This is a genomic window from Lactococcus sp. AK05 (genome assembly GCF_041026685.1).
In the GTDB taxonomy this organism is placed as follows: Bacteria; Bacillota; Bacilli; order Lactobacillales; family Streptococcaceae; genus Lactococcus; species Lactococcus lactis.
In genome coordinates, this window is record NZ_JBFTEI010000002.1 from 324603 (window position 1) to 350860 (window position 26258).

The 26258-nt window shown below is 36.4% G+C and carries 26 protein-coding genes; 3 read left to right on the forward strand and 23 right to left on the reverse strand.

The window, feature by feature from the left end; genetic code table 11:
* Nucleotides 1–218: 218 nt before the first annotated feature.
* From rlmN to AB6B24_RS06200, 13 genes are all read right to left on the reverse strand, one after another.
* Nucleotides 219–1316: a 23S rRNA (adenine(2503)-C(2))-methyltransferase RlmN gene (gene rlmN, locus AB6B24_RS06140; RefSeq protein ID WP_038598683.1), complete on the reverse strand. Its 1098-nt coding sequence runs from the start codon at nucleotides 1314–1316 to the stop codon at nucleotides 219–221.
* A gap of 193 nt (nucleotides 1317–1509) precedes the next feature.
* Nucleotides 1510–2268: a YutD family protein gene (locus tag AB6B24_RS06145; protein WP_015081911.1), complete on the reverse strand. Its 759-nt coding sequence runs from the start codon at nucleotides 2266–2268 to the stop codon at nucleotides 1510–1512.
* Between the two features lie 14 nt (nucleotides 2269–2282).
* Nucleotides 2283–3626, reverse strand: coding sequence for a bifunctional UDP-sugar hydrolase/5'-nucleotidase (locus tag AB6B24_RS06150; RefSeq protein WP_311805415.1), 1344 nt, complete (start codon nucleotides 3624–3626; stop codon nucleotides 2283–2285).
* 248 nt (nucleotides 3627–3874) lie between these two features.
* Nucleotides 3875–4327 carry a dUTP diphosphatase gene (locus AB6B24_RS06155; RefSeq protein WP_038598673.1) on the reverse strand — a complete coding sequence of 151 codons (453 nt, stop codon included), beginning with the start codon at nucleotides 4325–4327 and terminating at the stop codon, nucleotides 3875–3877.
* A 63-nt stretch (nucleotides 4328–4390) separates the two neighbouring features.
* Nucleotides 4391–5827 (reverse strand): glycoside hydrolase family 1 protein, encoded by a 1437-nt coding sequence (locus tag AB6B24_RS06160; RefSeq protein WP_029344720.1) that lies wholly within the window; start codon nucleotides 5825–5827, stop codon nucleotides 4391–4393.
* A gap of 130 nt (nucleotides 5828–5957) precedes the next feature.
* Complete coding sequence (locus AB6B24_RS06165; protein WP_012897017.1) at nucleotides 5958–6152, reverse strand: hypothetical protein; 195 nt, start codon at nucleotides 6150–6152, stop codon at nucleotides 5958–5960.
* Entirely contained in the window at nucleotides 6149–6355 is a 207-nt protein-coding gene (locus AB6B24_RS06170; RefSeq protein ID WP_010905174.1) for a hypothetical protein, read from the reverse strand. The genes AB6B24_RS06165 and AB6B24_RS06170 overlap by 4 nt, the downstream gene beginning before the upstream one ends.
* Before the next feature lie 124 nt (nucleotides 6356–6479).
* Complete coding sequence (locus tag AB6B24_RS06175; protein WP_012897016.1) at nucleotides 6480–7964, reverse strand: PTS sugar transporter subunit IIC; 1485 nt, start codon at nucleotides 7962–7964, stop codon at nucleotides 6480–6482.
* A gap of 97 nt (nucleotides 7965–8061) precedes the next feature.
* Nucleotides 8062–9156 (reverse strand): DUF871 domain-containing protein, encoded by a 1095-nt coding sequence (locus AB6B24_RS06180; RefSeq protein WP_311805418.1) that lies wholly within the window; start codon nucleotides 9154–9156, stop codon nucleotides 8062–8064.
* Nucleotides 9157–9494: 338 nt separating this feature from the next.
* The gene (gene eis, locus AB6B24_RS06185; protein ID WP_311805420.1) at nucleotides 9495–10547 is read right to left on the reverse strand and encodes a GNAT family N-acetyltransferase; all 1053 of its coding nucleotides are present in this window, start codon (nucleotides 10545–10547) and stop codon (nucleotides 9495–9497) included.
* Nucleotides 10548–10943: 396 nt separating this feature from the next.
* Nucleotides 10944–11375 (reverse strand): DUF3284 domain-containing protein, encoded by a 432-nt coding sequence (locus AB6B24_RS06190; RefSeq protein ID WP_012897013.1) that lies wholly within the window; start codon nucleotides 11373–11375, stop codon nucleotides 10944–10946.
* Between the two features lie 99 nt (nucleotides 11376–11474).
* A complete protein-coding gene (locus AB6B24_RS06195) occupies nucleotides 11475–12167 on the reverse strand; it encodes a rhomboid family intramembrane serine protease (RefSeq protein WP_047206720.1) in 693 nt (230 codons plus the stop codon).
* Nucleotides 12157–12690 (reverse strand): 5-formyltetrahydrofolate cyclo-ligase, encoded by a 534-nt coding sequence (locus AB6B24_RS06200; RefSeq protein ID WP_195935951.1) that lies wholly within the window; start codon nucleotides 12688–12690, stop codon nucleotides 12157–12159. The genes AB6B24_RS06195 and AB6B24_RS06200 overlap by 11 nt, the downstream gene beginning before the upstream one ends.
* 117 nt (nucleotides 12691–12807) lie before the next feature.
* On the opposite strand from AB6B24_RS06200, the gene AB6B24_RS06205 reads away from it, so the two are divergent.
* Together AB6B24_RS06205 and AB6B24_RS06210 are read left to right on the forward strand one after the other, a co-directional pair.
* Nucleotides 12808–13005, forward strand: a complete 198-nt coding sequence (locus AB6B24_RS06205) for a cold-shock protein (protein WP_003129735.1) — start codon at nucleotides 12808–12810, stop codon at nucleotides 13003–13005.
* 179 nt (nucleotides 13006–13184) lie between these two features.
* Nucleotides 13185–14525: an MATE family efflux transporter gene (locus tag AB6B24_RS06210; RefSeq protein ID WP_311805426.1), complete on the forward strand. Its 1341-nt coding sequence runs from the start codon at nucleotides 13185–13187 to the stop codon at nucleotides 14523–14525.
* A gap of 81 nt (nucleotides 14526–14606) precedes the next feature.
* On the opposite strand, the gene AB6B24_RS06215 is transcribed toward AB6B24_RS06210, so the two are convergent.
* From AB6B24_RS06215 to AB6B24_RS06260, 10 genes are all read right to left on the reverse strand, one after another.
* Nucleotides 14607–16106, reverse strand: coding sequence for an amidase family protein (locus AB6B24_RS06215; protein WP_311805428.1), 1500 nt, complete (start codon nucleotides 16104–16106; stop codon nucleotides 14607–14609).
* 220 nt (nucleotides 16107–16326) lie between these two features.
* On the reverse strand, nucleotides 16327–17760 hold the full coding sequence (gene gatB, locus AB6B24_RS06220) for an Asp-tRNA(Asn)/Glu-tRNA(Gln) amidotransferase subunit GatB (RefSeq protein WP_003129725.1): 1434 nt from the start codon (nucleotides 17758–17760) through the stop codon (nucleotides 16327–16329).
* Nucleotides 17760–19226, reverse strand: a complete 1467-nt coding sequence (gatA, locus tag AB6B24_RS06225; RefSeq protein ID WP_311843987.1) for an Asp-tRNA(Asn)/Glu-tRNA(Gln) amidotransferase subunit GatA — start codon at nucleotides 19224–19226, stop codon at nucleotides 17760–17762. The genes gatB and gatA overlap by 1 nt, the downstream gene beginning before the upstream one ends.
* Nucleotides 19226–19531, reverse strand: coding sequence for an Asp-tRNA(Asn)/Glu-tRNA(Gln) amidotransferase subunit GatC (gene gatC / locus AB6B24_RS06230; RefSeq protein ID WP_010905163.1), 306 nt, complete (start codon nucleotides 19529–19531; stop codon nucleotides 19226–19228). The genes gatA and gatC overlap by 1 nt, the downstream gene beginning before the upstream one ends.
* A 624-nt stretch (nucleotides 19532–20155) precedes the next feature.
* Nucleotides 20156–20944 carry a GTP-sensing pleiotropic transcriptional regulator CodY gene (codY, locus tag AB6B24_RS06235; protein ID WP_003129722.1) on the reverse strand — a complete coding sequence of 263 codons (789 nt, stop codon included), beginning with the start codon at nucleotides 20942–20944 and terminating at the stop codon, nucleotides 20156–20158.
* Nucleotides 20945–21096: 152 nt separating this feature from the next.
* On the reverse strand, nucleotides 21097–22311 hold the full coding sequence (locus tag AB6B24_RS06240; RefSeq protein WP_311805432.1) for a pyridoxal phosphate-dependent aminotransferase: 1215 nt from the start codon (nucleotides 22309–22311) through the stop codon (nucleotides 21097–21099).
* A 68-nt stretch (nucleotides 22312–22379) separates the two neighbouring features.
* Nucleotides 22380–23963, reverse strand: a complete 1584-nt coding sequence (locus AB6B24_RS06245) for a glycosyltransferase (RefSeq protein ID WP_311843986.1) — start codon at nucleotides 23961–23963, stop codon at nucleotides 22380–22382.
* A gap of 196 nt (nucleotides 23964–24159) precedes the next feature.
* Nucleotides 24160–24399 (reverse strand): hypothetical protein, encoded by a 240-nt coding sequence (locus AB6B24_RS06250; protein ID WP_010905161.1) that lies wholly within the window; start codon nucleotides 24397–24399, stop codon nucleotides 24160–24162.
* An 11-nt stretch (nucleotides 24400–24410) separates the two neighbouring features.
* Nucleotides 24411–24620, reverse strand: a complete 210-nt coding sequence (locus AB6B24_RS06255; RefSeq protein WP_010905160.1) for a hypothetical protein — start codon at nucleotides 24618–24620, stop codon at nucleotides 24411–24413.
* A gap of 165 nt (nucleotides 24621–24785) precedes the next feature.
* Nucleotides 24786–25577, reverse strand: coding sequence for a DNA/RNA non-specific endonuclease (locus AB6B24_RS06260; RefSeq protein WP_010905159.1), 792 nt, complete (start codon nucleotides 25575–25577; stop codon nucleotides 24786–24788).
* Nucleotides 25578–25711: 134 nt separating this feature from the next.
* Here AB6B24_RS06260 and AB6B24_RS06265 point away from each other — a divergent pair, with 134 nt between their 5' ends.
* On the forward strand, nucleotides 25712–26149 hold the full coding sequence (locus tag AB6B24_RS06265) for a CoA-binding protein (RefSeq protein ID WP_278218407.1): 438 nt from the start codon (nucleotides 25712–25714) through the stop codon (nucleotides 26147–26149).
* The last annotated feature ends 109 nt before the right edge of the window (nucleotides 26150–26258 follow it).

The window sequence follows — 26258 nt, forward strand, 5'->3', positions numbered from 1 at the left end:
ATGTAGCTGAATAGTTTCTCTGAAATTGTTTGCATCAATTTCCAAGTCTAGTAGAGCAGACACCCGTTTTTTCTTTGTTTATATTTTAGCAAATTTTTTCCACTTTTGCATAGCATATTTATTCATTATATTTATTTTTTTATTAAATATAAGTTATTTCCGAAATATTTTACTGACAAAAGCGGAAATAAAAAAACTGCCTGGTCAGCAGTTTTTTATTAGGCTAATTTAGCCTTATTTTTCTTAATTTGTTTTGAACGTAATTGTCCACAAGCTGCATCAATATCTGTTCCATGTTCTTGACGAACGACACAGTTAATGCCATTTTTCTTCAAAACATCATAAAATTTTGCCGTATTATCTTTTGTTGAACGTTCATATTTAATATGTTCCGCAACTGGATTGTATGGAATCAAGTTAACATAAGACAATTTATTTCTAGGTTTTATCAAATCAGCCAACTGTTGAGCAATTTCTGGACTGTCATTTTCACCAGAAAGCATAATATATTCGTAAGTCACACGTCGATTGGTTGTTTCTGTATAATAGTCAATCGCATCAAAAAGTTTTTCAAGTGGTGCGTTACGAGTAATACGCATCAATGAAGTCCGCAACTCATTATTTGGAGCATGAAGTGAAATTGCTAAATTAATTTGTAGATTTTCATGCGCAAATTCTTTAATTTTTGCTGGCATAAATCCACAAGTCGAAACTGTGATGTGACGGGCCCCAATTGCCAGTCCATTATCATCATTAATAACACGCAAGAAGTTCATTAGATGTTCGTAATTATCAAAAGGTTCACCAATTCCCATAACTACCACGTGTGAAACACGTTCATCTAAACCACGTTCATCAAAGTATTTTTGAACGAGCATGATTTGGCTGACAATTTCCCCAGCAGTCACATCACGTTCTTTTTTCAAAATCCCAGAAGCACAGAAAGTACAACCCATATTACAACCTACTTGAGTTGTCACACAAACAGACAAACCATAAGATTGACGCATCAAAACTGTTTCAATCATCATCTTGTCAGGGAGCATAAATAGATATTTCACTGTTCCGTCAGCAGATTCTTGAACAACAACTTGTTCTAATGGATTCAAAATAAAATGCTCATTAAGTTTATCAATAAAAGCAGCTGATAAATTGCTCATTTCTTCAAAAGATTGAACACGTTTACGATAAAGCCAATCCCAAACCTGAGTTGCTCGGAATTTCTTTTCTCCATTTTCAATTGCCCATTCAATTAATTGGTCACGTGTCAATCCATAAATTGAAGGACGCGTTTCTGTTATTGTATTCTCTGTCATTATTTTCCTTAAGTATCTTAAATTTTAATCGTGCAATTTTTCATATCCCTTGAATACACTCATAAAATCAATTTAAATTATTATCATTTATTTATGAAAAACTAAATCACTTAGAAGTCCATAAATGTTAATTCTACGATAATTTTTAGTCTTTGACAAGTTGGCTGACCGTCAAATAACTTTTACAAAATCCTCAATCCTTTTTACGATTACGAATGACAAAGCCTTGATTCTCTTGCTTTTTAGTCTCTGTTTGCTCAACTTTTTTACGAGGATTCCGTTTTTTCATTGTAAATTTTTTATCAGAATCTTTAGCTGGATTTTGTTTTTTATTGTCTGTTTTTCTCTCTTGAGATTTTTTACTGACAGAAACTTTTTTATTTTTGTCAGTAACTTTTGGTTTTCTGTCAGTAGATTTTTCACGAATTTTAAAATCTTTACGAGCTTCTGATGAATTTTCTGAACGTTTGTCTTCTTTAGCATTAACTTTCTGCTCATCACGCGCCCGATTGCGATTACGATTTCTCTTACGACGTGGCTTATCAAATCCTTGCTTCAACTCTTTTTCGGTAAAAAGTTTCTCAGAAACAAAGGCTTCATCTTTTGTCCGAATCCGCCGTAAAACAAAATAAGCACAACCGTAATTACAATATTCATTGACATAATCTTCAAGATGATCAATCTTATTGTCTGCCAACATTTTTCTACGACTGGTTGAGAAAAAACCCTTCAAACGCAATTGCTCAAAGCCCCAATCTCCCACAATATAATCATACTTATCTAAAACATCAGAAAAGCGTTGTTCTAATTTTTCCGCATCAAAAGCCTCACGATAATTATGAACAATATGAAAAGTTCGTTGTCCAACTTGAACAACTTCCCCTACTGCCATAACATGTTCGCCAGGATATTTATTATAATTTAACTTACTTTCGTCTATTACTTTAGCCATTAATTTTTCTATTTCTATTTATTTTTAAAATGTTCTGCTACAATTTCTCGTAAGAAATAAGGGAATAAAATTTCTGATTTTCCCAATTTTTTCAATAAAGGGAAATACCAAGCAAACAAATATTGGTCAGGTAAAACAATTTGATAACTCTCTTCATCAGAAATTTTTTCAAGTGACTGATTTTCCGAATTTTTTATGTAAAAATTACCTTCGTGTGGCTCAATTCCATGAAATATAAGAGAACCAAATGTTTTTCCACGAAAACCCATTCCTTGAATTTTTTGGGTGGCAAGGAAATCCGAAACATCCATAATTTCAAGCAAAACTTGTCTAAGTTCTTCACCTGTAAATGTGAAACGAACTAAACGAATCGAATGGGGTAAAAATTCATGTAAATCATCTAAAGTTAAATGATTTGGTAATTCATCCGTCACCAACAAGCCGGAATTCATGAGACAAACTTTTGTATTTCCATAATCCGCAAAGATTTTTGCCAAATAATGACTTGCTTTGAAATCCGGTAAAACATTAGGTAAGGCTTCAGGTAAATCAGAAACGACTGTTCCTTCTAAGAGTTTATGCCCTCTCAGTTCCCAACCATTGGTTTCTACCAAATCCGATTTTCTTTGAGGAAGCGTATTGGTTGCTGTCGCTTCAATTTGTGCATCAACTAATTGATTATTTTCATTAAAAGTTAAATCAATTTGCCCCACATATTCGCCATAGCGTCCAGCAGCTGCAAGAAGGGTTTGATTAACTTGAGCACCATGTTCAAATAAATGATGTGTATGAGCTCCAATAATCAAGTCAACCTCATCATAATCCTTTGCAATTTGCTCATCAACATTCTTACCCAAATGAGAAAGTAAAATGGTAAAGTCACAATCCAGTTTTGGTAAAAGTTCATCTAAAACCACAAAAGGGTCTGACAATTCCCAGCCCGCCTGTGGATAAGCAAGAACATAAGGGGCTGTCAAACCAATTAATCCAATTCGTAAGCCAAATGAAGTCGTGACTATCAAAGGCTCAGATTGTGCAAAATTTGTCGCCAAATTTGACAAGAGAACAGGAAAATTAGCTTCATCATAGAGATGAGAAAGCATCTCATGTGTCAGTCCCAGTCCCTCATTATTACCTATTGTCGCCGCCGTCAAATCTAAACGATTCATCAATTCAACATTAAATTGTCCCTCTGTTGCCTCCGTCAAAGGATGAACCCGATCCACATTGTCACCCAAGTCGAAAGACAAACTTTCAACTTCTTCATGTGATTTTTCCGCAAAAAAACGCTCAATCACAGGGAAACGTTCCAAGTGAGAGTGTAAATCATTCAAATGGAGGATACGCAGTTTATTCATAATACTATTATAGCATAGCTACTAAGGCTAAACAATATTTCGTCTTACTAGCTTTCGCCTAATTTATAAGCAAGTGAAACTTAAGATAGCTATAGTTCTTCCTCAGAACAATAGAGCATCTCCAGATGTCCTAACATTTTGCTTGTGACAAACATAAGATTTAACACAGGTAATAAGAATAGGCTTTAAAACTTCTGTTCGCAAAAATAAAAAGCGCTATTGCGCTTCTTAAATTACTTTAATTTGGATTAGGCTCCTGTTGACCCAAAACCACCAGTCCGTTCTTCTTTTTCTTGATTTTCATCGCCATCAGCGACCAAGAAAGGCATGAAGACTCCCTGAACCACGCGCTCCCCTTTTTCAACTAGGACTTCTTCATCAGTGAAATTACGCATCTGCATAAACATATGCCCTTCATTATCAGGATTATTATAGTAATCCTTGTCAATAACACCTACTGAATTGATTAAAACCAAGCCTTTTTTACGAGGATTTGATGAACGGTCATACATATAAAGTACTTCATCTGACTGCATATAGGCCTTCAAGCCTGTTGGAATTAATTTAATTTCCCCTGGCGCAAAACTAACGGTTTCAGCTGCTTCAATGTCATAACCTGCTGAATGTTCAGTTGAACGTTTTGGTATATTAATTCCAGCATTTTTATATTTAGTTACCACTTCAAATCCACGAATTTTCATCTCTTACCTCATTTGTTTTTTTCTATTATATCATAAAAAAAGCACTCAGAGAGCGCTTTTCATTTAGACTTCTTCAGCATTTGTTTCGATGAGATGTTGATACCAGTAATAAGAATCCTTCGGTATCCGTTTCAATGAACCTTCCATTGTTTCATCTTGGTCAACATAGACAAAACCATAACGTTTTTGGTAGCCATTTAACCAAGAAAGAAGGTCAGTATAAGACCAAGTGTGATAACCAATGACTTTTGCTCCATCCGTCATCGCTTCTTTGATTGCTTTAACATGACTTTCTAGATATTTGATTCGATAATCATCATGAATTTTTCCATCTTCAACTTTATCATATTCGCCCAAGCCATTTTCTGTAATCATCACTGGAATACGATAACGAGAAGTGATACGACGAAGTGCAATTCTCAGGCCTTCAGGGTCAATTTCCCAATCCCAATTTGTTCGGTCAATAAAAGGATTTTGAATTTTTTTATGGAGGCCAGGAATTCCTGATTCTTTGGTTGTTCCTTTTTTACCACTTGTATTAAAGGAACCGACTCCAACTCCTCCGTCAACTGGATTCCATGCGTTAGTAGCTGTCTGGTAATAATTAATACCTAGAAAATCAGGTTTAGCTGATTTCAAAAGTTCAGCGTCCCCAGCTTCAAATTCAGGTGCTAGCCCATTTTCACGTAAATAAGCCATTGCCGCAATTGGGTATTCTCCGTAAAGATAAACATCCATCCAAAAGTGACTATAAAGCTCTTCTGCATTTTCAGCCGCTAAAACATTGAGTGGGTCAGAATCCTTAGCATATTGTGGCGTATAGGCAAACGAAGGGCCAATTTGTCCATCCATTTCAAGTTCATGAAATTTATTGATTACTGCAGCGTTTGCCAGATTAGCAATATGATTGACCTGATAAAAAAGTTTCATATCTCTTTTTCCAGGTGGGTGAGTCGCGAGTGACCAACCTTGACTTGTAAAAATATTTTGTTCATTAAGCGATACCCAATATTTTACTTTACCTTTGAAAGCATTAAACAAAACTTCAGCATAGTTAACAAAATCTGCGATAATTTCTCGTGATTCCCAACCACCATATAAATCTTCTAAGGCTTGGGGCAAATCCCAATGATAAATCGTGACAATTGGTTCAATCTCATTAGCAATCAACTCATCAATCAAATCTTCATAGAATTTCAAGCCTGCTTGATTGACTTCGCCACGTCCGTCAGGTAAAATCCGCGTCCAAGCAATTGAAAAACGGTAGGATTTAAGGCCCAACTCTTTCATTAAAGCCACATCTTCTTTATAGCGATGATAATGATCAACAGCGACATCCCCATTCGTTCCTTTAAAAGTCTTGCCTGGAATACGGACAAAATTATCCCAGACACTGGCTTTTTTGCCATCTTCAAAAGGTGCTCCCTCAACTTGATAGGCTGCCGAAGCTGAACCCCATAGAAAATCATTTGGAAATGCTTTTAATTTTTTGTGCTCCATTTTATTCCCCCATTACTTGTTTATAGTCTATATTATAACATTTGTAACCGTTTTATTTTGTTTTATCTTTTGGAATTTGTTTTTTTATTTTTACGTGATTGTCCTAAAAAAGTTGTCTTAAAAGACAACTTTATTTTCTTGATTTTATTTTTATATCTTTATGTGCTTGTTGATTTTCTGCTTCTATTTTGTTGGCTTTCTTTTTTTGGCTGCGTGCAATAAGAATCATTGCCAAGCCAATTAAAACGATTGCTAAACCAAGCCAGTTATGATAAGCCACAAGCAATAGACCTAAACTGATAAAAGCGATGCCCCAGGTACTCATACAACACTCACATTAAAGAAGACAGCTGCTCCAAATGAGCTTCCTTTAATTAGCTGTTTAGCCATTGCTGCGTCAGTCGTTGCATCATCTGTTGGTGTTTCAAAGAAAAGTTTTAATCCTTGTTTTTTTGTATGTTTAAAGCCATTTTCTTCTAAAAGTTGAATAATTTCTTTTTGCATCATTGCAGAATTTACGAGTATCATAGTATTTCCTCCTCTATGAGTGTTTTTTATCACATCTGATAAGGTTTATGTTATAAATCTTACCAGATTTAACAAAAAATGTGTAGAGCAAGTTTTCTTACTTGCTCTACCATTAATTTCAAATTTAGTCGAGTTCAGTTTCTTCCAACTTGTTAGCTGCGATAACGAATGGTACCCAGATAACAAAGGTAATGATCAAGTTGATAATTGTAAGGACAATTGCCCGCCAGTCAAAACCGGTTGCCATGAAGGCATTCATAATTGGTGGTGTTACCCATGGCACAGCATTGACAACTGGGTCAACCAAGTGAAGGGCTGTTGCAGTATAGGCAATGATTACAGAAATCAATGGAGCGACTGCAAATGGAATAAAGAAGATTGCATTCAAGACAACTGGCAGACCGAAGAGGACTGGTTCGTTGATGTTGAAGATACCAGGTGCAAGTCCGAGACGTCCAACAATCTTGTAGTCTTTACGTTTAGAGAAGAGGATGATTGCAATAACAAGTGTAATTGTACCACCTGATCCACCAAACCATGCAAAGGCATCCCATGAACCACGTACCCAAAGGTTAACGTAGTCACCATTAATGGCGTGTGCTTTATCAACCGCACCTTTAGCAATCAAGTCACGGATACCTTGTGAATGAACTTGGAAGTAGAGGGCTTGGTTATTAAGTCCAAGAGGTCCCCAGATACCATCGAGTACTGGTGCCAAAACGTTTGGTCCGTGAAGTCCGAAGAACCAGAAGACTGAAACAAAGAGTGTAACAATCAGTACTGAGAAGATATTTTGTGACAGAATTTGGAATGGCTCTGCGATATAGTGGGTAATCAGGTTAATGACAGAGTCATTTGTCAATTTACCAATGATGTAGTAGATTAGACCAACGATATAAAGTGCTGCAATTGTAGGAATGATTGCTAAGAAAGCTTTTGCTACTGCAGGTGGAACTGATTCTGGCATCTTAATTGTGATGTCAGCAAGCATGAGTTTTGCATAAATAATAACTGCAAGGGCACCCATAATAATAACTGTGAAGTAAGCTCCAGCATCGAGGTGAGCTGAGGCAAAGAGTGGTTTCCAAGCGGCAAGTCCTTGATCACCAAGAACGCCATTAAGCTTGTCAGTTGCTGCTACACCAGCTTTACCTGTACCGAGGGCTGCTGTAAATTTACCCATTTGGTTTGGCAAACCTGCAAATAAGGTTGCAACTGATACGATACCACCAGCGAGGTCATTGACTCCGTAAGCACGGGCCAAATTGTAACCCCAAGAAAAGGCAAAGATAAGACCAATAACTGTCAGTGTTCCTTGGTTAACAAGGGCTGAAATATTGTTCAAATCACCAATGATTGGTGTATTAGCAAGTGTCCAGACTTTCTCTGGTGCTAATTTTGAGAATGCTGTTGCTCCCAACATCATTTGTTGGATAGCTGACGGGAATGTTGTCACGATAGCTGAAATCATGGCAGCTAAGGCACCAGCAAGTGTTGCTGGCAACATACCGATAAATGAGTCACGCAGCGCAACTAGGTGTTTTTGAGACCCAATCTTTGCCGCAACAGGGACGAGATATTTCTCCATCCACGCAGTAATTCCGTTCATGGAATTCCTCCTTTATAATATAATAATAAATAACTTTCAAAAAAACTTTTTGAACATAATTAAGGTTCTGTCAGTACTGACAGGCATAGATTATCGATTATTTTTTGCTCTCGATAAGTTTAAATGAGCTCCATGGTTTTAGGAAATCGAGTAGGAATAATTCATCATCAGCGATACGTCCAACGACATTGACTCGACCATCATTTTCCATTTCACGTAAGGCGATTTGAGTTTCACCTTTATATTGACCATAGCCTTCGTTGTCAATAATGACATCGCCACGTTGAATTTTATCAGTATCGTGAGCGGGGAATTCAAGGTCTTTATAAGTGATTCTTGTCATTGTTGAACGGAGCATATAAGCTGATTTATCACCACGGTAGCTATGTGTCGCTTCAAAAAGACATTTGCGTTCATTTTCACTGATTGTTTCACGTGGAACGACTTTAATCTCAGGCATGCTTGCATTAAATGCTTGGCTCATCGCTTTAAGTTCTTCTTCGCTCGCATAAGCATTGGCAATAGTCACATCATCAATTCCACCGAGGAGTTTGTAATGTTTAACTTGTGTCGCAATTTCAAGGCTTCTATGGTCTTCAAGAGTACAAAGGCCATCTTGAGTTGGCCAAGGACCAAATGTTGCTGCTTGCGAATTGACAAAGGCCATGGTGTTTAAATTATAGCCCTTGAATTTTTCTGTACATTTAAGATAATGGTTAAATTCCAATCCTGTGTAACGATGTGGGTAGAAATTATGACTTCCCAACAGTTTTTCAGTATCAGGTGAGTAATCCATTATTGAAGCAACATAGGTTGTTCCCTGACTCATGTTGATTTCAATTTTGATTCCGTAAGGATTTCGGGTCATTCTGGCTTCTTCGGCTCCTGTGAATCCTATGTCAAGTCGAACTCCATCTGCACCCATTTCATGGAAAAAGCTGAGGTCATCATAACTAATGTTAAGTTGTGTAAAGAGACCTGGATTGATATCCACCATGACTTCCATTCCTAACTGATTGGCGTAATCAACAACTTTTTTGAAAGCTGCAAGAACCCCTTCTTTATCTCCATCAATTTCGAGTAAAGAAGTGAAGACACGCTTAAATCCATATTGATGCGCTAAATCAAGATAAGCTTTATCCGCCTCAAAGTTTGATCGTTCTGGATAGATAGATACCCCTAATTTTCCCATTTTTTTCTCCTTTTTCTTATTTGTTTATTTCCTTTTTTATTTCTGAAATAAACCTTAAGTCTATGATAAGGCTTTCATTTCGTTTTTGCAAGCGATATCATCTCAAAAAAAACATGTTTCTTAAATTGAAACATTAACGATAAATTCTCATTTTTAGATAGGTTTAACGCTTTCTTTCGTTAAAATCTTTAAAGTAAGGCGAATTGACCTATACCAATTTCGGCCAGTAACATTATCGTAACAAACAAATTCCACCTCCAACAATATTCTAATTTTTTAATTTTTATATTTCTTAAGCTTAACCAAAAAAGTTACTGACAAAACTGTCAGTAACTTTTTTAAAAATATTCACGAAGAATTGCCTGATTCTCTTTTAAAATTTTTGCCGTAAATTGGCCAATGGTCATTTTTTCTCTTTTTCCTTCTCCGAGACTAATATTGTTTTCAGGAATAGTTTCGTCAGTAATTTCAACTGAAAAATCGGGCTGACCGTGTACTTTTAAAAATTCCTGTAAATTAACAATCCGTGCCTGCATATAAGGAACAAGTTTAATTTCCGCTCGCTGTGGCTCTGTCAGTTCTTCTTCAAGGAGAATATCTGAGGGTGCTTGCCAACTAATTTCCGAAAATGAACCGGCATGGCTTGAAATAAAACGATAAAATGCTTGTTTTGCCTCGTCAGTCAAAGTTATCAGTTCTTTGATAACAAATGTCATTTCTGAAAATTCATAGAGAAGATAGCCCAAAGCCTTACCATTTTCGCGATAAATCGCACAGTGAGGTTGTGATTTAAAACTGAAAAAGTAAGACCAAAGTTCTGGAGAGCGAACAAGTGAGCCTTGATTATCAGCCTTTTGATGAACTTCTGTCAGTACTTTAAAAAGGGCTGTATTTTTACTGACAGAAAATTCACTAGCATTTTCATCATCAAACTCAAACTTTTCTCGACTAATTTCGCCCGCACTTCTCTTACCTTTAGGAAAATCTTGAGCTGCTAGTCGATAATGTTTTTGATTAAAAGCATAATGATAACCAAATTTTTCATAAAAAGCATATGAAAATGGTGCTAAATATGAAAAAATCACTCCTTTTTCATAATTATCTCGCAAACTTTTGGTCATTAATTGTCGAATGGCTCCATTGCCTCGAAACTCAGGATAACTGGCAACATAACCAATTCCAGAAGTTTTGACTTCTTGATTTTTCCAATAAACATTAAAGTGTGAGTCAATCACCATTGACGTGAGTTTTTGATTTTCGTAGTGGCCATAAGGAGTTGAAAATCCAAGTAATTTGTCAAAAGCTTTTGCCCGTTCCTTTGTTTTAGGCTTATGAAAGGCATAAGTTGCCAAATCTAAAAATTCTTTATTATTTTTTGTATTCGCATTCATAAATTCATTTTAACACAAATTTGTAGGAATAAGAAAACATTTTTGTTAACGTTTACTTTTTTGATTTTTCTAATCGTCCAATAGAAAAACAGCCAAAATTGGCTGTTTCAAATCAAAATTTTAATTTCATTTTATTCAAGACCAAATATTTAGCCCAAAATTACTGACAGCTTTCAGTATCATTTTCTTTAGAGCAATCAGTACTTTTTAATTCTTTCCAATTCAAAATCATCATTCAAGGCTGATTCTGTCAGTAAAGTCAAACATTAAAACTGAAAATTCAGTTTAGTATTATAATCTTTCCGACTAGCTTATCACTGAAAATAAAGCGCATGAAAACAACTTATTTCTTTGTAAATCTGGAAGTCTTAAAATTTTCATTGTCTGATACTTTACTTATCTTGCTCTACCACCATTGTAAGCTCGATTGACATTATCCAAAACAGCAACCATTTGGCGCTTTTTAAAACGTCCCAAGAAAAAACCAACGGCTTTGTCGTTAATCATTTGAATAAAACCATTTGATGTTTGGTTCTCTTCAATAACCACCTGAGTGCTTCGGTCATCAATTTTATGCAATTCCCAGCGAGTACTAAAAGTATTGCGATTTGTTTTAGTCGTAAAAGCGTAAATGCTTGGTTCTGTCAGTTCTGTAATTTTAATACTTCCTCTTTGGTTTTTCCCAAAACTCTTACTATATTCATAACCATTTAAGCTTCTAACTTTCGGACGTTTCCCTGTATTTTTTTCAATGTCAAATAGACACGAATCAATTATTTTTTCAAAGATAAATTCTCTCGGGGCATCCACTATTTTATCAATTCTCATCTTTTTTTCTCCCTCAGCAAGTTTTTTAACTAAGTTTATTCTAACAAGATTAAAGATTCTTTGCAAGCACTTTCATGTTTTCAAAAGCAAAATATATTTTTACTTGAAAAATGGTAAACCGATAAAGAGAACCAAGAGAATAACAAAGGCGCCTGTTGCAAAAACACGGTATTGTTTGGGAATAGATGGAATGAAAGCCTTAGGCGCAAAAATTGCTGACAAAAGCAGTCCACCAATTGCCCCGCCAATATGTGCCCAAATACTTACATTTCCTAAAGAAAAGAGATTCATAACCAAGTTAGCAACAATCAACACAGTAAACATTCGACCGATTTGTTGTAAAAATGGATGTTTTGTAAAAAATGCTAAACCAACAACTGCCGCAAAGAGGCCAAATATAGAAGTGGATGCCCCTGCCGAAACCACTCTAGGTGTCAGAAGAAAAACCATGGCATTACCAAAAATTCCTGACAAAAGATAAATCAGAGTAAAACGTAGCCAACCAAAAACATTTTCAATTTGCCGACCGATGAAAAAGAGCGTCGCCACATTTAATAAAACGTGTGCCCAACCAATATGGATAAAGAGTGCCGTAAACAAACGCCACATTTGGCTTGGGTCAAACAGCATAACTTGACCAAGTATGGCTCCACTATTGAACAAGTTAATTGCTGAAGTTGCCGATATTCCATAAGTAAAAAATTGCCATAACCAAACTAAGAGTGTGATAATTGATAAGATATAAGTTGCCTTGTAACGTGTAAAATCTCGTTTAATTTCATTAAAATTCATTATTTTTTCTCCCTATAAAAAGTTCTTGTACTGCGATGTCATGGCTTTCCGCCTCAAAATTCATTTTTTGGAAATCATAAAGCACAGAGGCCGTTGTTCCCTCAAAATTAGCCAAATACCGGTCATAATAACCACCACCAAAACCGATTCGATAACCCTCATCATTCCAAATTAAGCCTGGAACGAGGATAAAATCAGGCTCAACTGCAATTTCAGATTTTGGCTCAAGCAAGCCAAATTTTGAGCGAACAAGATTTTCTTTATCATACTTGGCAAAAATCATTTGACGCTCAGGTAAGCATTTAGGAATCAAAATTTCTTTGTCGTCAGATTGGTCGAAAAGTTCTGTCAAATTAAATTCAATTGGCATTGACATATAAAGCGCTATTTTTTTTGCAGATTTCCATTTTGAGGAAGCGGTTAACTGCTTTAAAACATCCTTATTCTGACGCCTTTTCTCGTAGTCTGAAAATTTTTTTAACATTTGTAATATTTTTTTACGATTTTCTGCTTTACTTTCCATATTAACTATGATAACATGAAAGTGTAAGTTTTTGTTTTACGATTAGTTCTGTGCTTTTGGGTTCATTCCTATTCAAGAAATTAGATTTACAAATTTATAAATAAGGAAGTACCAAAAATGGCACAAGGAACTGTTAAATGGTTTAACGCAACTAAAGGCTTCGGCTTTATCACTACTGAAGAAGGAAACGACGTTTTCGCTCACTTCTCAGCTATCCAAACTGATGGATTCAAAACACTTGACGAAGGTCAAAAAGTTACTTTTGACGTTGAAGATGGCCCTCGTGGACCTCAAGCTGTTAACATCCAAAAATAATTACAGCTTTAAATAAAAATCACTGACAGTTTTGTCAGTGATTTTTTATTGTCAATTTTACTGACAGACTATTTTTCGTAAGCCTTTACAAATAATTTATATTTTATCAAAAATACTATTGTAAAAACGACTAAAATGGGCTAAAATAAAGAAATCAACTTAGTTTGTTTAGGGAAAAAATGAAAGATTTAACTAAAGGAAATATTTTAACAGGACTTATTGCATTTACTTTGCCCTTACTTATGGGTAACTTTTTTCAGGTCCTCTATAACACGGCAGATACTCTGATTGTCGGTCAAACCTTGGGAAAAGATGCTTTGGCTTCCGTTGGAGCGACAGGCTCTATCAACTTTTTAATTGTCGGTTTTGCTCAAGGAATGACTGCTGGTTTGACAATTTTAACGGCCCAACGTTTCGGCGCAAAAGATGAGTTAGCCATAAAAAAATCCTATGTCACGGGCCTCTACTTTACAATTGCGATTTCTATTTTGCTCAGTATATTGTCCCTTATTTTTGTGGGACCTTTGCTTCAAGTTATGCAGACCCCAAGCCAAATTTTTGAAGGTGCCAAGACCTTTCTAAGCATTATGTTAGGCGGAATGATTGCCACTAATCTCTACGCTTATCTGTCTAATGCTCTAAGGGCTTTGGGCGATTCTAAAACGCCATTATATGCTTTGATTGCTGCCTCAATTTTAAATATTGCCTTTGAATATTTTGCTATTTTAGTCTTAAAATTAGGAATTGCTGGAGCAAGTGGAGCAACAATTTTAGCCCAAATGATTTCGGTATTATTTCTTTTTTGGCACATCAAACGAAAAGTTCCCGAATTTCAAATTTCAAAAAATTTATGGTGGCTAGATCGTGCCGAAATTGTCCACCATGCTAGACTTGGTATTCCAATGGGCTTTCAATCAAGTATCATAGCCATCGGCTCTATCACGCTCCAAGTCGCTTTGAATAAAATGGGAACAAATGCTGTCGCTACCCAAGCCATCGTTTCTAAAATTGACCAATTTGCGATGCTCCCGATGATTTCAATCGGCCTTGCCATGGCAACCTTTGGAGCACAAAATTATGGGGCTAAACAGTACAAACGAATTAATCAAGGTTTAACACGGGCTCTTACAATTGCTGTCGGTTGGTCAATTATCTTTGCCATTATCTTAAACCTTGCTCACTTCTATTTCACCACTGCTTTCATTTCAAGTAACCAAACAGCCGTTATTGAGATGTCGAGTCACTATTATCTTGTGAACGGAAGTTTCTACTGGTTGTTAGCTATTTTATTCGTTACCCGCTCAACAATTCAAGGCTTAGGTAATGCCAAGATTCCAACATTGTGTGGCTTTGCAGAGCTTTTCATGCGGGCAGGAGTCGCTATCATTGGTGTTCTTTTACTCAATTATACGGTAATTATCTCAAGTAATCCTGCCGCTTGGCTAGGTTCAACCTCTATTTTAATTCCAACAACCATCCGTATGATTAAACGTTTTAGACAAAATCAGGATTTAGCATAAAACCGCCACTTAGGGCGGTTTTTCTTTTAAATTTACTGACAGATTTGATTTAAAATTTCTGTCAGTAAAATATCATCAAACTCATTGATAAGCTTTGGGTAAAATAAATTGAGCCGCTTCTTCAAATTCTTTAGCAACTTTCAACAATTCAATTTCAGAATTTTTTGGTCCCCAAAGTTGAATTCCAAGTGGCAGATTCGTTTCTTCATTAACATAAACGGGCAGAGAAAGCGCAGGCTGACCCGTTAAATTACTGATGAAGTTATAAGGTGTAAAAGCTAATGAACGCTCAAATGCGGCTTCAATAATCTCTATTTGTTGTTCAAATTCATATTGGCTAATTTCTGACATTTCTTTTAATACTTCCGCTGTCATTAATTCCTGACCAATTTTAGGGGCTGTTTTAGCAGTTGTTGCCGTCAAAAATAAATCATAATCTTTATAAATTTTGTCAGTAAAATCTCTAGCCGCAATATCCCACTGAGCTAAAGCATTGATATAAGAAGACACTGGAGCTTTTCTTCCGGCTTCTAAAAGCGCATAAGTCAAAAGTTCAACATCTTGGCTTGTCAATTTTCGTCCGGCAGCCCGTTCCCAAGGTTCTAACATGGCCACTGTTTCAGCGGCATTCATGCGATAATAAGACTGAATCAAAGGACGAGCATCTATAGGAAAATCAACTTCTGTCAATTCATGACCTTGACGCTCTAAAAACTCTACTGCTTTTAGGCTTGCATTTATGGCATCTTTTGATAATTCAATTCCAGAAATCGGGCTTTGGAGTGAATAAGCAATTTTCAATTTTCTTGATAAATTATTACTGACAGCTTGGTCAGTACTTTTAGTGAGCGCTATAAGTTCTTTTTCGTCCAACAATTTTGCCTGATAAGGTGCTGCTTCTTGTAGGGTCTGCATTTCAAGCACAAAACGAGCTGTATCTCGCACAGACACAGTAAGAGCTCCAGAAATCGATGCTCCTTGCCAACCTCGGTAAGAATCAGGCCCTTGTGGCATCCGCCCTCTCGTCATTTTAAGTCCAATCAAGCCCGAAAATGAGGCTGGAATCCGAATCGACCCACCGCCATCTGAAGCACCAGCAATTGCAAACATCCCAGAAGCCACGGCAGACGCTGCTCCGCCAGAAGACCCTCCTGAATAATAAGCTTCATTCCAGACATTTCGTGTATCTCCGTAGAGTTTTGAATCAGAAATGTTTTTAAAGCCAAACTCTGGAGAATTCGTTTGTCCAAATGGCGTGAAACCAGCTTCTAAGAGTCTTTTAACATAGTTGTCATCCTCTGATGCCACATTCTCTGAAAAGAGGTGAGAGCTAGCCGTATCAGGCAATCCTTTATGAGTTTGTCCCAACATTTTCAAAGCAAAAGGAAGACCAGCAAAAAAACCTTGACTCGTTAAAGCTAAATCAGCTTTTGCCTTTTCTAAATCATAAGCAACAATCGCATTGCAGAGCGGATTGAGCTTTTGAATCTTGTCATTTGTCATTTCTAATAACGCTTTGGCAGAAAGATTTCCTGATTTTAATTGCTCCGCCCAATAAGTTGCATCTTTAATTTCAAGCATGATTCTCCTTTAAAAGCTGAGTTTTATATATTTGCTGACAAACTCATTCTGCCAACATTTTACCATACTTATCAAGCATAATAAAAAATATCCGTTCCAAATTAGGACGGATATTTTTTATTATTATAACTGGCAAAACAAAATAAAGTTTTCATATTGCTGTCTTCCACTAACTTATGACCGAACGAAATGTAGGATAGCTGTTTCATACAGCTGATCCTTAGAAATTATCCAATTCTTGATACAAAAGCTTTTGTGCAACCGTTGGGTTAGCTTGTCCTTTAGTTGCTTTCATCAATTGACCAACCAAAGCTTTCGCCGCATTTTGCTTCCCACCACGATAATCTGCTACAGATTGTTCATTCTTAGCAAATACATCATGAATGATTGGCAAAAGCACTGCAGGGTCAGAAATTTGAACCAAACCAGCTTTCTTGACAAATTCTTCGGCAGAACCACCATTTTTTGCTAATTCAATAAAGACTTTTTTAGCAATTTTTGAAGAAATTGTTCCATCTGAAATCAAACGAATCATTTCTGTCAGATTTTCTGGAGTCAAGCCAATCTCATGAAGTTCTTTTTTCTCACTATTCAAATATTGAGCCACTTCACCTTGCAACCAGTTTGACACCAATTTAGGGTCAGTATCAAATTTAATCGCTTGATCAAAGAAATCAGAAACTTCTTTAGTTGCGGTCAATTGACGAGCATCATAATCAGACAAAGCTAAATCATTAATATAATGTGCACGTCTTGCTTTAGCCGTCATTGGAAGGCTCTCACGCATTTGCTCAATCCATTCGTCAGAAATTTCAAAACGAGGGACATCTGGCTCTGGGAAGTAACGGTAATCAGAAGCGCCTTCTTTAACACGCATCAAAATTGTTTCACCCGTTTTGTCATTAAAACGACGCGTTTCTTGACGAATTTCGCCACCAGCGCGCAAAATCTTAGCTTGCCTGTCGACTTCAAAGTCCAAAGCTTTTTTGACATTGCTAAATGAGTTCATGTTTTTAACTTCTGTCTTCACACCAAAAGCTTCTTGACCATAAGGACGGAGCGAAACATTGGCATCACAACGCATTGAACCTTCTTCCATCTTCACATCAGAAATTCCTGTGTAAAGAATGGCTTCTTTAAGTGCTGTCAGATAAGCATAAGCTTCCTCAGGAGTGCGCATGTCAGCTTCTGAGACAATCTCAATCAATGGTACTCCTTGACGATTCAAATCGACATAAGAATAACCATCCGTTCCGTGCGTATTTTTCCCAGCATCTTCTTCTAAATGAGCGCGCTCAATGCGAATCGTCGCTTTATGACCATCTTCAAGTTCAATTTCAATGGAACCATTGTAACCAATTGGCTCATCAAATTGTGAAATTTGGTAAGCTTTGGGATTATCAGGATAGAAATAATTTTTGCGGTCAAAGTGCATTGATTTGTGAATATCCATATTCAAAGCAAGAGCCGCTTTAATTCCGCTATCAATTACCCCTTTATTCATTACTGGTAAAACACCAGGAAGTGACCAGTCAATCACATTTGTATTTGTATTAGGGTCTCCACCAAATTTTGTTGAGGCGGGACTGAAAATTTTTGAGTTTGTACTTAACTCAACGTGGACTTCAAGCCCAATTACTGTTTCAAAGTTCATTATTGCACCTTTCCAAAAATAATCGGTTGTTTTTTGTGGAAATCAGTAGTTGCTTCAAAAGCAGCCGCTACTTGATAAATCGTTTCCTCATCGTAACGTTTACCAATCAATTGCATTCCCACAGGTAGTCCATCGGCAAAACCAGCAGGAATTGAAATTCCTGGAAGGCCAGCTAGATTGACTGGAATTGTCAATAAATCCGCCAAATACATTGAAAGTGGATCATCAACACGTGCTCCCAAGTCCCAAGCTGGTGTCGGAGTTGTTGGGCCTAAGATTAAATCATATTTTTCAAAAACTTTTGCAAAATCATTGATGATTAAAGTACGAACTTGACCTGCTTTTTTGAAATGTTTATCATAAGAACCTGCTGAAAGACTGAAAGTTCCTAACATAATTCGACGTTGAACTTCTGGACCAAATCCTTCAGAACGTGATTTCACATACAAATCTTCAAGATTTTTGATGTCTTGTGCACGATAACCGTAACGAATACCATCAAAACGTTGAAGATTTGAGCTGGCTTCAGAAGAGGCAATAATATAATAAACTGCAACACCGTATTTACTGTGAGGAAGACTAACTTCTTCAACAATGGCACCCAATTTTTCCAAATGTTTAGCTGCTGCCAAAATTTGTTCTTTTACTTTTTCATCAATTCCTTCACCAAAATATTCTTTAGGCAAAGCAATTTTCATTCCCTTAATATCTTGACCAATTTTACTTGTAAAGTCAGGAACTGCAGCATTTGATGATGTGCTATCATTTTTATCAAAGCCAGAAATGACATTCAAAAGTTGAGCATTTTCTTCGACTGTTGGCGCCAATGGACCGATTTGGTCTAATGATGAAGCAAAAGCAATCAAACCAAAACGACTCACACGACCATAAGTTGGTTTCAAACCAACAATTCCATTGAATGCGGCAGGTTGGCGAATTGAGCCACCAGTATCTGAACCCAATGATAAACGAACTTGACCAGAAGCAACTGAAGCCGCAGAACCAGATGAAGAACCGCCAGGTACTTTTGTTTGATCCCAAGCGTTTTTGGTTGGCTTAACTGAAGAATTTTCACCAGAACCACCCATCGCAAACTCATCCATATTGAGTTTACCAATTGTAATTAACCCAGATTCGCTCAATTTATTCGCAACCGTTGCATTATAAGGCGGAATCCAACCTCCAAGAATTTTTGAGGCAGCTGTTGTTTCAATTCCTTCTGTAACAATATTATCTTTGACAGCAATTGAGATTCCGTCAGTCACAACGTCTGGATTAATTCCACGAGCATCAATTGCGGTGGCATCTTGTAAAGCTTTTTCTTCTGTAATTTTCAAAAAAGCATCAATTTGTGGTTCACGTGCAGAAATATCAGAAAGCGTTGCTTTTGTCAGTTCAAGAGCAGAAATTTCTTTATTTACAAGTAGCTCATGAAGCTCTTTGATTGATTTGTTATTGTATGACATTAAGCGTCTCCTCCATCAGAAAGCATTGCTGGAACTTTGATAAAGCCGTCTTCTTTTTCAGGAACGGCTGCCATGAGTTTTTCACGGTCAAGTCCTTTTTCTGCCACATCTTCACGCATGAAGTTGAGATTATCTGCCACATTCATAGTAAACGGGACACCTTCACCATCAACTTCATCTAACATTTCAACCATATCAATGATTTTTCCAAAAGTATCGGTAAATGATTTTACTTCATTTTCCGAGAATTCAAGCTTTGACAAAAGCGCCACGTGCTTGACTTGTTCCTCTGTAATTTGACTCATATTTTCAATCTCCATTTTTTAGAGTTTATTCTTGTTAATTATAACAAAAAATCGGCATTTTAACAGTCTATCAGTGATTTTAAACCATTTACCAGTCATTTTTTTACTGATAGAACTTTTTGTCAGTAAAAATAGAAAGCAAAATTACTGACAGAAAAATTTATCTCTGATAAAATTTTAAAAATTGCTGACAGATAATTTCGTCAGTAATTATAAATCGATAATCGATAATCTTTATAAGACACAAACAGCTCCCATCTGAGATAGGAGCTGTTTGTGAAACTAAATAGTACTCTAACCATGTATGTGGCTTCTGTCAGCAAGTTCAACCTTCTGACCTAACCTGATAGCATTTTGATTAAAAGACTTATAAGGCACCAACGCGAGTCACAAGCGAATGATAAAAGGGCGAAGCGCTAACATGAATTCGCTAGTAACTTTCACGTTCTAAACTAATAAAAATTTGTTTGAAACTCTTATAAAGCACGAAAAGCTCCCATCTGCGATAGGAGCTTTTTGTGAAGCCGAAGTCTAAGCGCTACCTACGTGCTTCGCACTACGCTGTCCTTTTTATCTATCCGCTAAAGCGAATGATAAAAGGGCAAAGCGCTAAGACCCTGGCTTTTAGAAATTACGTCCTGCAAGTTTATCAAATAAACCAGTATTAAGAACTTTAAGATAAGTTCCTTTCATACCAAGTGAACGTGATTCAATTACACCAGCAGATTCAAGTTTACGCAAAGCGTTAACGATGACTGAACGTGTAATCCCAATCTTGTCAGCAATGACAGAAGCAATAACATGTCCTTCTTCACCATCAAGCTCTTCAATGATTGCTTTAACAGCTTTCATTTCTGAATATGAAAGTGTGTTAACAGCCATAGTTGCCATGGTATCTTTACGGATATTTTCTTCCATTTGTTCAAGTTTAAGATTTGAGAGTTGAACACCAATTACTGTTGTTGCAAGTTCAACTAAGACCAAATCATCATCAGTGAATTCGCCGTCTTCACGCCACATGATAAATGTTCCCAAACGCATTCCAGAACCATAAATAGGTGCTAAAGTTGTCACACCTTTTGGAAAATCGCCAAGGCTTTCTTCTGGGAAGATTGCTAATGGACGGTCAACAGGAACGTTTGCCATTGTATCGTAGATACGTACTGCCGCACGAACATATTCATCAGGCAATTTACGATCATAGAAAAATTGGTCAACACGGTCATTGTTTGTATTATAAGGCAATGAGTAACCAAGCAACTCGCCCTTCGTATTAATCACACATGCATTGCAATCAATGACGTTTGCCAAGCGTTCAGTCATACTGTTATATGGCAACTCTTGTTGCAAATCGGTCACTCCATCTTGCAAAATCGCGGTGATTTTACGTGTTTTTTCAAGTAATGTAGCCACTTTGTTCTCCTATTTTTTTATATTCTTGTTTTTATACAAAATTTTTCATAATCAGTATAACATAAAAAAGCATGAAAAACAATAAAAATTGTCAGAAAATTACTCTCAACAAAAAAAGATATACGAATTATTCATACATCTTTTTCTATTTATTATTTACGATATTGCCAGAGGAAACGTTCCATTTTTTCTTGTATTTCCGCTAATTCGTCCACACGAGGCAGATAAACAATTCGGAAATGGTCTGGCTCTTTCCAATTAAATCCTCGACCATGAACAAGCAGGATTTTTTCCTGCTTCAAAAAGTCCAAGACAAATTGTTCATCATTATCAATTTTATACATTTCTCTGTCAATTTTAGGGAAAATATAGAAAGCTGCTTGAGGTTTGACCGCAGATAATCCTGGAATACCATTGATGGCTTTATAAATGAATTCTCTTTGTTCATAAACTCGTCCACCCGGCAACAGCAATTTATCAACCGATTGAGTGCCACCAAGTGAAGTTTGTACGACTGATTGAGCTAAAACATTGGAACAAAGTCGCATTGAAGCCAGCATATTCAAACCTTCAATATAACCCTTGACATGTGATTTTTCACCTGACAGAACCATCCACCCCACACGGAATCCCGCAATGCGGTGTGATTTTGAGAGTCCATTCATTGTGACCACAAAAAGATCTGGTGCCAAGCTAGCAATCGGAACATGAACTGCTCCATCCATAACCAATCGGTCATAAATTTCGTCAGAGAAAATAATTAAATTATTTTCTCTAGCCACTTGAACAATTTCAAGCAATAAATTTTTAGAATACAGCGCACCCGTTGGATTATTAGGATTAATCAAAACAATGGCTTTTGTATTACTTGTGATTTTTGAGCGAATATCATCAATGTCGGGGAACCAACCAGCCTGTTCATCACAGAGGTAATGAACAGCTGTTCCTCCAGCTAAGCTGACAGAAGCCGTCCAAAGTGGATAATCAGGCATAGGAATCAAAACCTCATCCCCTGTGTCCAAAAGTCCCTGCATGGCCATAACAATCAATTCAGAAACCCCATTACCTGTGAAAATATCATTGATATCAAGATTAGGAAAACCTTTGAGCTGACAGTATTGCATAATCGCTTTACGAGCCGAGAAAATTCCTTTAGAATCTGAATATCCTTCGCTATCCACAGCATGTTGAATCAAGTCACTAATGACTTCATCAGGAGCAAGAAAGCCAAATTCAGCTGGATTTCCTGTATTCAATCGAAGAATTTTTTCACCATTGGCTCGCATTCTTTGTGCTTCATCCAATACTGGACCACGAATATCATAGCTGACATTATCAAGTTTATGCGATTTTTCAAATTTTCTCATTATTGACCTCCGTAATATTATGAAGTTTTGATTTTCAAAACTTACAAACAGATTCTGGTAACACTAGTTTATTTCTTTTTATAGACTTGGAAATATTTTCCAGCATAGTTAGTCACTTTATAGTCTTTATCTAAAACTTTTTTCAAACTAGTCGGAGCTTTTTCACTGGCCTGTAAAACAACGAATTTATCTGACAATTTACCCACTTTCAAATCATAACTTTGAGTAAATTTAATTGGATAATTTGCTGGAACATTATCTAAAGTTGAAATTGTTTTGGTCAAATTGTTAATATTTTTACCATCAGCGACAACATAAACTCGGTCAGAACCTGTGGCATTTGCCTTAATATATTGTGCCACACTTTGCTCTTCTGAAGCAATTGTTCGGTTCATGAAATGATAACTAATTGGTGTAAAAATGACAAAAAGTATTGCCAAAATTGGAGCAAATAAACGATTTTGAAGATATTTCAACAAAATTTGATCACTATCTGTCAACCCAAGACCTGCAAAAACTATTGTAAATGGCAGGACAGCCAAAAGATTAGAACTATCAAAAGTCTGAGCAAAAACAATCATTGTTGTCAATCCAACAATTCCAATAAGCATCATGACGTACCAAACTCTGGCTGGTCCACCCTTTTTGAGTTGTACAATTCCTTGGACGAAACCTGCAACAATTCCAAAAATAAGAGTGAGAACTAAAGCTTTAGCAAGAGTTAATAATAAATCACCACTTGGACCAAAATGTGTAAAGGGAATTAAAATAGATTGTTCAATAGAAGTATAGATTGTTTGTTCTTCAAGAGAATAATAAGCGACTGAGTAACCTACTAATAGAACTCCCAAAATTGTTGCCAGCATTTGGTAAAAACCACGTCCAATTTTACGGTTACCCACATTATGAATAATGAGAGCGATAGCAGATAAAATAAAGAAAACTGACATGACAGGAGAAATAACTAAGGCAAAGGCAGCTGCCATTCCAAATCGAATAAATCCCCTATCCGTAGAGCTATCTTGGAAATAAGAACTCAAAAATCGTGCCGCCCATAAGGCAAAAGGAAGAGCAAAGAGCGTTGGACTATCTCCTCCTCTTGCCAAACCAGCAATAATCACTAAGGTAAAAACCGATACAGTTAGTGATGCCGTTTGATTTTTCGTTTGTTGACCCACTAAGCGATAAACTAAAATCCCACTGATTAGTAAAGCAATAATTTCAAAAAGCCATAAAAGCCAAGTCGTCCCACCAATATTCCCTAACCAATTAATGAGATAAAAAACCGTACCACCTGTCCCATAAAAATCATTAAAAGGAACTAAACCATGATGCATCGCAAATCCTGAATAAAGGTTTTGTGATTGGCTGGCTGTGGCTAATGGTTTCCACAAAGGAAATGCATAAAAAGTTAATGCTAAAAGCACTGACAGACCCGTAAGTAATCCATAGACTGCTAAAGGAATTCTGAGTGTTTTTTCATGTGTCAATTTTTGTCTTGAAGTTCGTTCGACGTTTTGACCTTCTGGTTCTTCTTCTAAATGCCTGATTGCTTGATTCGCTGCCGCTTCCACGACATCAGAATCTTTATTTGCCCAACGAGAGCTTCTCCGCTCACGACGTGACGAGCGGGATCTGTATTCATTTGACATGACGTCCTCCGATGTTTCCTTAGCGGAAATCTTTTTTATAAACAAAATGCTTGTTTCAAATACACAGTTGTAAAAAAATTATACCAAATTTTTGGAAAACACTCAATAAAGTTAAAAATGATTATAAAATTATAAGCAAAAAATTACTGACAAAAAGGTCAGTAATTTCTATAAGTTAATATTATTTATAAACTACTTAATTCCTAATTTTACCAAGAATCCAAAGGACCAAAGCGACAACAGCAATGAATAACCAAAAGTGTGGGTTAAACAAAAGTACAATCCCTGAAATAATCAAACGAATAATCAGTAAAATAAGTAAAATGGGCAAGATATAGCGTACAAATACTCTCAATGCCATCACTCCCAAAAGCACTAACAAAATTGAAAGCAAAGCCCCCATTACAATCAAACCTGATAAAAATCCTACAAACATTTTTTCTCCTTTTAGTAGTAACGACTACGACTGGCTCTCACAAGCCATACAATAATGCTAATTACGAGCAAAGTCCCCCAAAAATGCGGACTAAGTAAGAGCATTAAACCACCGAACAAAAATTTCAAAATCATTAATATAATCAAAGCAGGTAAAACAATTTTAAAGAATCCTTTTATAAAAAGTAACATAGCTAAAAATAGTATAAGTAGTAAAAACATTCTCTTTCCTCCGATAATTAACAAATTCTAATCACTCATGAATTTGTATTTATATATTAATTATAGCAAGAAAAAAAGCCCGAATTCTCAGTCTTTTGACTGATTTTTCAAGCATTTTTTTTACTGACAGAGCTTTATTTTACTGACAGAACAGTCTGTCAGTAACTATTTAGGGCTGACTGTGTTAACTGCGGTCCCGTCAGCATAATTAATTTTTGCATTTGGAGCGACATTGTCAAGAACAACGACAGTTGCTCCACCATTTCCTGACTTTTCACGACCACCACCGAGTTTGATAGACAAGGTTTGACCATTTTTATCAATTCCAACATAAGCCAAACGAATTTGTCGAGGCAAAAGTTCATTTCCTTCGTAGAGAGGGGTCACTTGGTAATCTAAATAATAATTGGGATGATTTGCAAGCCAACTGTCCAAACGATTTTCGTAATAAAGCATGCTGGCTGTATTTCCATCGTTCGTTCCAGTGAAATTTCCACCATTGAACCAAGCCGTTTCTGGCACTAAATTTCTTGCTTCATTATTTAGACCTGAAAATTGATAACCCACCAAATGGCCACGAGCCATTAGCCACATTTTACCAATCGAACCATCTGATTTTTTATAATAAAAATTATAATTATGCCAACCAACCGGATTATAAGTCAAGGGTTCACGTTTGACTTTAGGTTCTTGAGAATCTTTCAATTGAATATGTGAATCAACCGCACGACCTAAAGCATCAGTATTGGCCATGACCATTTGTCTTTGATTTTTAAAAGTTAAAGGAGCTTGTTTAACCGAACTTGCCAGTGATTTTGTGGAAACTTGGCTACTATTATCAGTAGCCGAATTATTCCCTTGTCCCAAATGCAGACGTCCCGAACCAAAATATCCTACAGCCAGTGCAATAATGACTACAATGACGCTTGTTAGTGTTTTTATTTGTTTCTTATTCATAGCCTAATTATAGCAAAAAATTTCAAGAATTTTACAATTCTGAAAAACTTTTATAATCATTTTAAAGAAGCTTTTAAACCACACCACTTCCCTTAATATTGTATAATAAAAACAAAGCAGGAGGAGGAAATCTAATGTACGAATTTGAAAATCCAGAACAAGAGGCAATGTTTGATTATCTCAAAAATGCAAAAACCATCGCTGTCGTTGGGATTAGCGATAAAACAGACCGTTCATCTTTTTTAATTGCTCAAGGATTACAACAAAATGGCTACCATGTTATTCCAGTCAATCCAAGACTTGCTGGCCGTGAATTACTAGGTGAAAAAGTCTACGCTTCTATCAAAGAAGTTCCTTTTCACATTGATATCGTTGATATCTTTCGTCGAAGTGAGTTTTTGGCGGATGTTGCTCGTGACTTCATTGAAACTGACGCCGATATTTTCTGGGCGCAATTGGGCTTACAATCTCAAGAAGCTGAACAAATTCTTCGAGAAGCAGGAAGAAATAAAATTGTGATGAATCGCTGTATTAAAATTGAATATGCCTATTCAGGCTTAGGAAAAAAATGACTACAAAAGTTATTCTATAGACTATTACGTTTCCCCGGCAACATTTTTTCGATTTTTTTTGATACAATAATAAAGTTGAATTACGCAAACACAAAACTCTCGTCTAAAA